This window comes from Streptomyces sp. H27-H5 (assembly GCF_026627505.1).
Taxonomy (GTDB): Bacteria; Actinomycetota; Actinomycetes; order Streptomycetales; family Streptomycetaceae; genus Streptomyces.
Window position 1 is genome coordinate 184,974 of sequence record NZ_JAPNLK010000001.1, and the last position, 11,006, is coordinate 195,979.

Here is an 11,006-nt window from a genome sequence, read left to right on the forward strand (position 1 = left end):
CCCCTCCTCGACGGGCGTGGGGGGGTGGCGGGGGCTCAGGCCGGGATGAGTGCGTCCCACTGGTCCCGGGTCGGGCCGTCGTGCTCCGGCGAGAACTCCGGGTGGGCGTCCAGCCAGGAGGTCACGTGTCGGTCCACCTCGTCGGTGCCGTAGGCCTCCTGGGCCGGTTGCAGGAGGTGACGGACCCGGGCCCGGGCCCTCATGACGACGGGATCGTCGAAGGCGCAGGCCGCCACGGCCGCAGCCCGCCGATCCGTGGCCGGCGCGCTCTCGGTGAGGCGTTGTTCGTTGGCGCGGTCGGCCGCGACCTGCGCGTCGAACCACGGGCGCAGGGTCCGCGCCGTCCAGGTGTGGTGGTGGGCGGGGTCCGCGGCGATCAGGTCGGCATGGGTGGCGAGGTGTTGAGCGGCGCCCAGGCCGAGGGCCACTCCGTGCCCCAGGGTGGGGTTGGTGTGCATGAGACTGTCCCCGACGTTGACCAGGCCGGTGACGACGGGACCCTCATCGTCGACGAGGGCCGTCCAGCGGTTGTCCAGGCCGGCCATCGCCAGGACGGCCGACTGCGGTTCGGGGTCCAGGTCGAGCCAGGCGGCGGTGGCGGGGAAGCGGCGGGCGGCGGCCTCGAACACGGCGGGGTCGGTGAGCGCGCCGCGGGTCGGGTCACCCGTGGAGAGCACCAGGTGCACCGCGAAGGTGTCGTTGTCGGAAGGGAAGACGCCGGCAAGCGCGAACGGCGAGGCCGAGCCGGTCTTCACCCGCCCGGGGTCGCGCGGGCCGTCGGGACGCAGCCGGTACCAGCGGCACAGGTAGGCGAGGCCGGTGCGGTGGCTGTCGACCACGGGTGGCCGGCAGCCGGCCGCGACCAGCCAGGCGGGGACCGGCGAGCGGCGGCCGGACGCGTCGACTACGAGATCCGCCGCGTACGTCCGCGTTCCCTGCCGCACCCCGGTGACCCGGGGCGGCCCGCCCTCCTCGACGGCGAGCCCGGACACCCGGCAGCCGCGCCGCACCTCCACGGTGTCCTCCCGCAGCACGGCCGCGGTCAGGGCGGCCTCCAGCACGATGCGGCGGGTGCGCAGGGTCACCAGGTCCTCGTCGCCGGCCCGGTACGGCGGGTGCTCGCCGAACCAGTCGAAGTCGTGGTACTCCCCGGCTCCGCGTGCCAGCAGGTCCGCGTGGACGTCGGGGGCCTCGGCCCGCAACACGGTGCGTACGGGCGCGAGGAAGGAGTGGGGCTGGACGGCCTGGGGGACGCGGGGTCTGTTCCAGTGGAAGAAGTCCCGGTCCGGGTCCTCTCCGGCCTGCCGCGCGTCCTGTTCGAACAACGTGACCGCATGGCCCCGCCGCCCGAGCATGAGCGCCGCCCCCAAACCGCCGATGCCCCCACCGATCACCGCAACCCGCGCCACTGAGCTCCCCTTCGCGTCGTGTTGCGGGGCGAGCCTACTGCTTGATGATCTCCACTCGAACACCGGCACGGCGGAGCGCCCTGCTCGGCCGGGCCGGGCAGGGCGCTCCGTCACATGGTGGCCCCGCGCACGAGGACGGGGAGTTGTCGGGGTGTCAGGCCGCCGCCGTGCCGGCGCTTTCCTCGGCCGCGACGGCCTGCGCGATCGTCTCGTACACGTGCGGCTTGTGGTGGGAGCGGAGCTGCCGCTGCGCCTCGCGCTCGGGGGCCACCACGCTCAGGGTGGCGCCCAGCTCCTGGCACCGGCGTTCGGCCCGCAACACGGTGCTCAGCACCGCCGGGCCGATGTGCGGGGCCGCGACCACCATGACGAGGTGCCGCGGCCGGTACCCGCGCAGAAGGGCCTCCAGCTCCCAGAGCGCCACACCGCGGTTGCTGATGTCCAGGTCTTCGTTGAGACGGATGACCAGCACGCCGTTGTCGAAATCATGGGTGATAGGCACGGGCAGCCCCCTTCGGGCACTCTTGACGGTAACCATCAAATGCCCTGTGACCAGGGCGGGAACACGTTGAAAATGCGTCAGCGTCCGGTGGGGACACCGGTTCGCCCCCGACGAACCGTCTGCCCCACCGACCCCTCGACATGCATGCGTGTTCAACCACCCGCCCTGATGTCAGTGGTCGCCGGAGGCCTCCGCGGCGGGGGACGTGGCGATGCGGGGCAGGGCGTAGGGGTGCTTCTCGGCCAGCCAGGCGACGAGCTGCTCGCGTACCGCGCAGCGCGTGGTCCACAGGTCGTCCGGGTCCTTCGCCGTGACGATCGCCCGGACCGTGACGGTGCTGGCCGTGGTGTCCGTGACGGCGAGGTCCCAGCCGCGACCGTCCCACTCCTCGCAGGCGTCCAGGATCTCCTTCAGCTTCTCCCGCATCAGCGCGAAGGGCGTGGCGTGATCGCAGTGGATGAACACCGCGCCCGTCATCTGGATCCCACCGCGCGACCAGTTCTCGAACGGGCGGCTGGTGAAGTAGGAGACCGGCATGGTGATGCGTCGTTCGTCCCAGGTCCGCACGGCCAGGTAGGTGAGGGTCACTTCCTCCACCACGCCCCACTCCTCGTCGACGACCACCGTGTCGCCGATCCGCACCATGTCGCCGAAGGCGATCTGGAAGCCGGCGAAGAGATTGCCCAGGGTGGACTGGGCGGCGACGCCCGCCACGATGCCGATGATGCCGGCGGAGGCCAGTACGGACGTGCCGATGGCGCGGAAGTCGGGGAAGGTCAGCAGCATCGCGGCGGCCGCGACCACGGCGACGACCGCGGTGACGATCCTCATGATCAGGGTGACCTGGGTCCGTACCCGGCGGACCCGGGAGGGATCACGGGTGCCGGTCGCGTAGCGGGCGTACGAGGACTCGACCACGGCGGAGGTGACGTGGACGACGAACCACGCGCCGGCTCCGATCAGCATCAGGGACAGCACCTGGCTGACGGCGCCCGCGTGTTCCCGCACGAATTGCCAGTCGATCTGCCGGTACGACCCCTTGAGCAGGGCGGCCAGCAGGAAGACCTGCAGGGACACCCGGCAACGGCGCAGGCGGTTCCACAGTGGTGTCTCCGGATGGCGCCCGTCGGCGCGACGCAACAGCAGGTCGGTGAGCCAGCCCACGGTGAGTGTGAGCACGATCGAGCCGCCCAGGACGGTCAGTAGACGCAGAACGGTGTTCATAACTCCTCAGAGCGGATCTCGGCAGGAGACGGACCCCGCCGCTCGTGCCCGACGGCGCGAAGGACAAACCGCGCCCGGCCGCACGACGAGGAAGATCGTCCGCGGGAAAGGCCACGGAAACCGGCCACGAGGAGAGCGCCGGTCGGGCCCCTGTGTGCGGTGGGGCGCGTGGGGTAGGGGCACCGCATGTTCCGGCATCGACGTGTACGAGTGGCAGCTGTGTTCCTCACCGCCTGGGTGGGGTTCACCGGACTGGAGAGGTGGAGTGAACTGGCGCCGTGGCCTGCGGCGGTGGCGGCCGGACTGTTCTGGGCCTGTGTCGTCGCGGGGACGTGGTGGTTCGCGGAGTGGACGCTGTTCCCGCGAGCGCGACGTGGCGCCGACGGTGGCCGGGACCCGCGTACCGCGACGGCGCCGGACGCTGGGGCGGACGGGGAGCGGGAAGCCGAGAGGGACCCGAGCCCGGACCGGTTGGGCGCGCCGCGATGACGTCGGCGATGCCGGCGGCAGGGGGATGCCGTGGCGGTGGTGGGTGAGCGGGCCCGGATCGCGCGCATCGTCGACCGGCGTCGGGGCAGACGCGGGTAAAGGTTCCGTATCCGGGAGGGAAACCATGGCCGGTCTGCTCGCCAAGTTGAAGGAATTCCGTCGCACCCCGCAGGGTGTCCGGGCGGAGGCGTCCGTCCGCCGTGCCGCCGCCGATCCGCGCAAGCGGGCGCAGGCCAGGCGGCTCGTCGACCGGCTCCGCAGGCGCTGACTGCACCTGAAGACGGTCACGTCTCGGGTGCCGTTGGCGAAGTTGATGCCGTCGGCGTAGATGTCGCGGATGCGCATCCCGCTGAACCGGACGCCGTCACCCGGTCCCCACAGGGCGGGGATGTTGTCGTAGTCGCGGCCGACCCAGACTCCGACGTTGGCGTGCTCGATCCACACGTTGGTGATCTTCGTGTTCTTGCCGAGGCGGCCGTTGAGGCCCACTCCGCCCTCGGCGTTGCCGTCGCCGCCGCGGATCGTGCCCGACCCGAAGATGGCGATGTCGGAGATCTGCGTGTTGTCGTCGATGTCGAAGCCGAAGTTGCCCTCGTGGGGGTGGTTGATGCCGCCCGCGTCCTGCGGCGCCGTCAGTGTGTAGAGCTGGGAGTACCACATGCCGGCGCCCCGGATGGAGACGTTGCTGATGCCCACCTGGTTGAACTGGCCGCGGTTCAGAGGGTCGTCGGTGAGGATCTTCTGCTCCTGGCGCCACTGGCCCTGCGGGATCCAGACGCAGGCGATCTGCCCGTCCTGGTCGGCGGTCACGGCCTTCTGGATGGCGGCCGTGTCGTCGTTGCCGTCGCCCGCGATCGCACCGTACTCGGTGATCGACGTGCACTCGGCCGGCTTGGCCGCCGGCGGCGCCACCTGCTCCAGGTCCACCAGGTCGATGACGTGGTACGAGACCGTGTCGTCGGCGTCGCGCTGGAGGCGGAAGGTGGTGCCGGCCGGGTGGCTCTTCGCGAGCAGCGCGTGCGATTCGTCGAAGAGCCTGCGGGCGTCTCCACCGGGAGTGTTGGTGAGGCCCTCGGGGCTGTCGGTGCTGCCGTAGAGCCAGCTGTGCTTGGAGGACAGGGTGAGCTTCTGCGCGAAGGTGCCGTTGATGTAGAGGCTGATGGTGGCGTCGGCGCCGCCGCCGTTCGGGGCGTCGGGGACGGAGTTGCGCACCACGATCGTGGCGCCGCCGCTGACCGCCGTCCAGGTGCCGTTGACGGGCACGTTGACGGTCGCGCCGGCGGCGATCGCCGGTGTGGGTCCGTTCAGAGTGGTGGTGCCCGCCACCAGCCGGGTGACGGTGCCCGCGCTCACGCCCGTCGTGCCGCGGTTGCGTACGGCCACGGTCAACGAGACCGGGGCGCCGACGGCCGGGTCCGCCGGGTCAGTGGAGATGGAGAGGGCTTCGAGGTCGGGTCCGGGGGCCGACGACGGCCGAGACGGTGTGGCTGCCCATCGGGGGTTTGCCGACCGCGACCGCAACGGCCGTCGAGGCTCCGGCGGCGAGCGCTCCGACCGGTGCGCTCCCGGCGGGCGCCCCTTCGAGGCTGACGTTCACGGTGGTGGCGCCGGAGGCGACCGTGCCGGCGTTGCGGACCGTGACGCCCACGGTGACGGCGTCGCTCTCGGAGGGGGCGGCGGGTGACCAGGACAGGTCGGTGACGGTGAGGTCCGGGTTCGGGGCGGGGGCGCCGATGACCTGGAACTCGGCGATCTGGCCGCCACCGCCCCCGGTGTTGCCGGCGAACTTCAGCTGGACGTCGGCGAGGCGCCCGGTGACGGGCAGCGTCACGGTGTTGTGGTTGCCGGTGGGGCTGAACACGAGGTCGGCGCGGGCCCGCAGCGAGGTGAAGCCGGTCTCGACCTCTCGCGCCCCAGCACCTCGACGCTCTGGGTCCGGGTGGACCAGGCGGGGTCGGGGTTCAGTTTGAGGACCACCCCGGTGACGTCGGCGTCGGAGCCGAGCTTGACGGTCAGCGTCGATTGCTGACCGGCAGCTTCCCAATAGCTGGTGACACTGTCGTCGTTCGCATTGGTCGCGACGTACGTCTGGGTGGTGGAGGACGCCTCGATGGGCTTGCTCTTCGCCAGGTTCACGCCGGTCGTCGGGGTGCCCGGGTCTGCCGGGTCACCCGGATCGCCCCCTCCGTCGGTGGCGTAGACCTCGAACTCGGATATCTGGGCGGCCGGCCGGCCGGTGTTGCCGCTGATGCCCACCCGCACCTGACGCACCGTCGCGGCGGTGAAGCCGACGGTCACGGTGTCGGCCCGGGCCGGGTTGAACTCGCGTCCGGTCGAGGCCGACAGGGTGCTGAAGGTGCTCCCGTCGGTGCTGCCCTGGACGGTCAGCGTCTCGGTGCGCGTCTCCCACGAAGCGGGCAGCTTCAGCACCACCTGATCGACGGAGACGTTCCTCCCGAGGTCCACTTGCAGCCACTGCGGGAGGGTGGAGGGACTCTCCCAGTACGAACCCTGGTTGCCGTCCGTGACCGCGGAGGCCGCGTATCCGCCGAGGGCTCCGCTCGCGGTGACCGGCTTGCCGAGGGCGAGATTGGGGCCGCCCGACGGCGGTGGCGAGCGTGGCCGGCAGGAGTCCGATGGCCATCAACATCGCCACGACCAGGCCGGCCGGCAAGCGCAGGCCGCCTTGCATCCATCTCATGCTGTCCTCTGTTCCACGGGGGACGGCCCTGATGCCGATGCACCGGGCCGGAGAGCCGAGCGTGGGACGCCGGCAGGCACGCGGGTCTGCCGTGAACTTGCGAAGTACTCTTGAATTTTTGAGTGATCCGATCCGCAATATGCGGTCATGGCGCCACAGGTTTCTAGCAGATGACGACTTTGTCAACGCCTTCACATGGGCGGGGGTTGAGCAGCTCCTTCGCCCGAGGTGGAGCAGGTGCCGTGAGCTGCGCGCGGATCCGGCCGCACGGCCGCGTGGCCGGGAACGACGAAGGAGCGCGGTGCGCCCGGGAGTCGACCCGACGCGCGGGCACCGGCGGGCGTGGCGGCGGCAGCGGACGCGGGGGCAGTTGTGGGGGTGGACGCGGGGCGCCGGCGGACGCGCCGACCGCGCACCGGGGGCGATGGCCTCAACCGGTGCGCTCGTGATGTCTCCCCGCGGGCGATGCCTGCACGGGGAGGCGGCTCAACGCGGGAGGGTGACCAGACCCGTCTCGTAGGCGGTGATGACCAGTTGGACCCGGTCGCGGGCGCCCAGTTTGGTGAGCAGCCGTGACACGTGCGACTTGGCGGTGGCCACCGTGATGAAGAGTTCCTCCGCGATCTCGGTGTTCGACCGGCCCTGTCCGACCAGGGTCAGCACCTCCCGTTCCCGCTCGGTGATGCCCTCGACCGGCCGGGCGGAGGGGCTCCGGGCCGGTGCGGGGCGCCCGATGAAGTCCGCGATCAGGCGCCGTGTCACACCCGGGGCGATGAGCGCGTCGCCGGCGGCGACCACCCGAATCGCCGCGAGGATGTCGTCCAGGGCCATGTCCTTGACCACGAAGCCGCTCGCTCCGGCCCGGAGCGCACCGTGGACGTGGTCGTCCTCGTCGAAGGTGGTCAGGACGAGAACGCGGGTCGTCGTCGGGCCTGCCGTGATCAGCCGGGTGGCCTCGATCCCGTCCATGCCGGGCATCCGGATGTCCATCACCACGATGTCGGGGCTGATCTCACCGACCAGTCGGACCGCTTCGGAGCCGGTGCCCGCCTCACCGACGACCTCCAGGTCGGGGTGGTCGGCCATGAGGACGCGCAGTCCGGCCCGCACCAGGGGCTGGTCGTCCGCGAGCACGATGCGGATGGTCATCGGGCCTCCACCGCAACGCCGACGGGTTCGGGCAGGGGCAGTCGGGCCGCCACCCGGAAGCCGCCCTCGGGGCGGGGGCCGACGCTGAGCCGGCCGTGCAGGAGGGCGACTCGTTCCCGCATGCCGACGATGCCGAAACCGTGGCCCGGGCCGGTCGCGGTGGCGCCCCGCCCGTCGTCGACGACCTCCACCGACAGTTCCCCTTCCCCGTGATCGATGCTCACCCTGCACTGCCCGGTGCCCGCATGGCGGACCACGTTGGTCAGCGCCTCCTGGACGATACGGTAGGCCGACAGGTCGATGTCCGTCGGCAGTGGGCGCCGCAGCCCGGTGCGTCGCAGGTCGACGCGGACTCCCGCGTCCGCAGTGGCCTCGGCCAGCCTGTCCAGGTCGTCCAGGCCCGGGGCGGGTCCGAGGGATGTCGGGCCCGAGCCGGCCGCACCCGGGTCGGTCCGGCGCAGTGCCACCAGGGTGCGCCGAAGGCCCGACAGGGTCTCCCTGCTGGTGGTTTCGATGGCCCGCAACGCTTCGGCGGCCTCTTCCGGTTGGGTCCGGATGACGCGGGATCCCACCCCGGCCTGGATGGCGATGATGCCGATGCTGTGCGCGACCATGTCGTGCAGTTCCCGGGCGATCCGCAGGCGTTCGGCGGTCACCGCCTCCGCCACCTCCTGCGATCGGAGCGCCGTCGCGTGCTCCCGCCGCTCGCGGACCAACAGGCCCGCCATGCAGGATGCGAGGAGGGCGAGGAGGGCGATCGCCCCGTTGACGGCCAGTGTGTTCCCGTTCGAGAAGCCGCCGATCACGAGGAACTGAACGAGGAAGGTGCCGGTCGCGGCAGTGATCGACACACGTCGCCCGCAGGTGGCCACGATCAGGCCCAGAATGAGATCCGTCGCGAGGAACGAAAGGAACTCACCCTGGAAGGAGCCCTCCTGGACCGTTCGGGAGGAGTCGGGCAAGACCACTGCGGCGGTGGCTCCGAGGCAGGTCATGGCCAGCGCGACCACCGGGCTCCGGCGGACCACACCGACGAGCAGGCTCGCGGCGAGCAGCGATCCGATGGCGTGGAAGGTGCCCGAAGCCCTCGGCGCGCTCCCCACGAGCAGTCCGGGCACGAGCACGTACAGGACGCCACCCACCCAGGCCATGGCCTTCGTCGTCGTCATCGGCGCGCCCACCCGACGGGGAGTCGACGGCCGGCGCGGTGCGCGGGTGACGGGGTGACGGGTGTGGCGTCCATGCCGCGAGAGTAGCCGGCGGTCGGCCGTCCGACATCGGCCCGGGGACGTACGCCCCGGGGCGAACCCGGCGGCGCGATTGTCTCCCGCGGCCCCATGCGCGGGCGGGGACGTCCCGGAAGGGTTGTCCTCGTGATCGAAGTCAACGAACTCTCCAAGCACTACGGCGGCAGGACGGCCGTCGACCATCTGCCCTTCACCGTGCGGCCGGGCCGCGTCACCGGCTTCCTCGGGCCCAACGGCTCGGGCAAGAGCACCACCTTGCGGATGATCCTGGGCCTGGACTCGCCCGACGGTGGCACCGCCACCGTCGGTGGCGTCCCCTTCCGGCGTCACGCTCGGGGGCTGCGCCATGTCGGGGCCCTCCTCGATGCCGGTCAGGTCCATGGCGGACGCAGCGCGGCGGCCCATCTGTCCGCCCTGGCCCGGAGCAACGGCATCGCGTCGAGGCGGGTGGACGAGGTGCTGCGGGAGGTGGGGTTGGCCGGGGCCGCGACGCGCCGCGTCGGCGGGTTCTCGCTGGGCATGAAGCAGCGGCTCGGCATCGCCGCCGCCCTGCTCGGCGATCCGCCCGTGTTGATGTTCGACGAGCCGATCAACGGCATGGACCCGGAGGGCGTGCTCTGGGCACGCCGTCTGTTTCGGCGACTCGCGGCCGAGGGGCGCACGGTCTTCCTCTCCAGCCACCTGATGTCGGAGATGGAGAACACCGCGGACGAACTCGTCGTCATCGGCCGGGGCCGGCTCATCGCCGCCGAATCGCTCCGGGAGTTCGCGGCGCGCAGCGCCCGTCTCGGCGTCGTGGTGGGCACACCGCAGGCCGCCGAGCTGACGGCGGTACTGGCCGCGGCAGGAGCCGACGTCGAGCCGGACGGTACGGCGGCCACCGAGAGGATCGCCGTGACCGGGTTGCCGGCCGACCGGATCGGGGCGCTCGCCTGCGAACACCGCATCCCGCTCACCGAGTTGACCACCCGTACCGCCTCCCTGGAGCAGGCGTTCATGGAACTCACCGCCGACAGCGTCGAATACCCGGGAGGAACGTCCTGATGACCGCGTACGCCCCCGCGCCCCCACCTGCCCCGGTGCTCGCGACCGCGTCCGCCGTCGAGTCGCCCGCCCGATTCCGTGATCTGGTCGCCTCCGAGTGGATCAAGACGCGGTCGCTGCGGTCGACCTGGTGGGCGCTCGCCCTCACCCTCGTGTTCGTCATCGGGTCCGCCGCGGCGGCGGCGCTGGCGGAGGTCGGCAACCTCGAAGACTCCGGCCCGAATCCCACCGGGAACCGCGGCTTCCTCTCCTTCGTCGCCTATCCGCCCCCGGGCTACTGGCCGTTGATGGTGGTGGCGGCCGCCCTCGGCGCCCTCAGCGTCGTGAGCGAGTACGGAAGCGGACTGATCCGAACGACCACCGTGGCCGTGCCCGCCCGCGGTGCGGTGGTGGTGGCCAAGGCGGTCGTCACGGCCGCGCTGTGGAGCGTGGCCGGCGCGGTCGTCTCCACCGGTTCGTTCCTGGTGTCCCAGGCCGTCCTGGACGGGCGGCATGCCGGAGTCCCGTTCACCCATCCCGGCGTGGCCCGGGCGCTGGTCGCGTCCGCCCTGTTGGCCCCCGTCTGCGCGCTGGTCGGCCTGGGGATCGGTGCGCTGATCCGGCACGGTGTCGCCACCATGGTCGTCGGCGTCTTCACGCTGCTGATGCTGCCGCCGGTCTTCTCGCAGAGCGAGCGCTGGTCCGCGGCCGTCAACCACGCGATGCCCTCCAGCGCCTGGCGGCGTCTGGTCCAGAGCTGGGAGCCGGACTCCTCGTCCCTGGACCACGCCGCGACCGTCGCCGGATCGTGGACCGTGTACGTGCTCTGGCCGCTGATCGCGGTCGTGCTCGCGGTGGTCGTCGTACGGCGCCGCGACGTCTGAAGGAGCCGGCGTCGGGTCTCCCCCCGGTGGATCGCGTCCTGCCGGTGCCTACGCGGCGGCGCGCACCTCGGTCTCGGTGGGCGTCGCGGTGCGGGGACGGCTCCGGGCCACCCCCACGCCGGCCAGGCACAGCACTCCGCCGAGCAGGGTCAGCCATGCGGGGACCTCGCCCAGGAACACCCAGCTCAGCAGGACCACGACGGCCGGAACGGCGTAGGTCGTGGAGCCCAGCTTTCCGGCCGGCATCCGAGCGTGAAGTCGGCCCGGAGCGCGGTTCCGGCCTTTCGGCCGGTCCGTTTCTCCGGACCGCTTCCCGCACCCGCCGTGCGCCTCTCAACGCAACGGGCGCTCCACAAGTCCCTCGGATTCCTTGAGGAT

At 71.8% G+C, this 11,006-nt stretch carries 7 protein-coding genes and 2 pseudogenes; 2 read left to right on the plus strand and 7 right to left on the minus strand.

Annotated elements, in window-relative coordinates; genetic code table 11:
• Positions 1-35: 35 nt before the first annotated feature.
• The 6 genes and pseudogenes from OTB19_RS00915 to OTB19_RS00940 all read right to left on the minus strand — a co-directional run bounded on the left by OTB19_RS00915 (position 36) and on the right by OTB19_RS00940 (position 8,643).
• Positions 36-1,409, minus strand: a complete 1,374-nt coding sequence (locus tag OTB19_RS00915; RefSeq protein ID WP_267795974.1) for an FAD-dependent oxidoreductase — start codon at positions 1,407-1,409, stop codon at positions 36-38.
• 154 nt (positions 1,410-1,563) lie between these two features.
• A complete protein-coding gene (locus OTB19_RS00920; RefSeq protein ID WP_267795975.1) occupies positions 1,564-1,911 on the minus strand; it encodes an STAS domain-containing protein in 348 nt (115 codons plus the stop codon).
• 171 nt (positions 1,912-2,082) lie between these two features.
• Positions 2,083-3,135 carry a mechanosensitive ion channel family protein gene (locus tag OTB19_RS00925; RefSeq protein WP_267795976.1) on the minus strand — a complete coding sequence of 351 codons (1,053 nt, stop codon included), beginning with the start codon at positions 3,133-3,135 and terminating at the stop codon, positions 2,083-2,085.
• A gap of 750 nt (positions 3,136-3,885) precedes the next feature.
• A pseudogene (locus tag OTB19_RS00930) lies at positions 3,886-6,325 on the minus strand (discoidin domain-containing protein); the annotation flags it as partial.
• Positions 6,326-6,811: 486 nt separating this feature from the next.
• Positions 6,812-7,474, minus strand: a complete 663-nt coding sequence (locus tag OTB19_RS00935) for a response regulator (protein ID WP_267795977.1) — start codon at positions 7,472-7,474, stop codon at positions 6,812-6,814.
• Positions 7,471-8,643 (minus strand): sensor histidine kinase, encoded by a 1,173-nt coding sequence (locus OTB19_RS00940; protein ID WP_267795978.1) that lies wholly within the window; start codon positions 8,641-8,643, stop codon positions 7,471-7,473. The genes OTB19_RS00935 and OTB19_RS00940 overlap by 4 nt, the downstream gene beginning before the upstream one ends.
• Positions 8,644-8,847: 204 nt before the next feature.
• Between OTB19_RS00940 and OTB19_RS00945 the strand changes: the two genes are divergently transcribed.
• Both OTB19_RS00945 and OTB19_RS00950 read left to right on the plus strand, forming a co-directional pair.
• A complete protein-coding gene (locus OTB19_RS00945; RefSeq protein ID WP_267795979.1) occupies positions 8,848-9,765 on the plus strand; it encodes an ATP-binding cassette domain-containing protein in 918 nt (305 codons plus the stop codon).
• Positions 9,765-10,628 carry an ABC transporter permease subunit gene (locus tag OTB19_RS00950; protein WP_267795980.1) on the plus strand — a complete coding sequence of 288 codons (864 nt, stop codon included), beginning with the start codon at positions 9,765-9,767 and terminating at the stop codon, positions 10,626-10,628. The genes OTB19_RS00945 and OTB19_RS00950 overlap by 1 nt, the downstream gene beginning before the upstream one ends.
• A 48-nt stretch (positions 10,629-10,676) precedes the next feature.
• Here the strand turns inward: OTB19_RS00950 and OTB19_RS00955 are convergent.
• Positions 10,677-10,880 (minus strand): annotated as a pseudogene (locus OTB19_RS00955) (EamA family transporter); the annotation flags it as partial.
• Between the last annotated feature and the right edge of the window lie 126 nt (positions 10,881-11,006).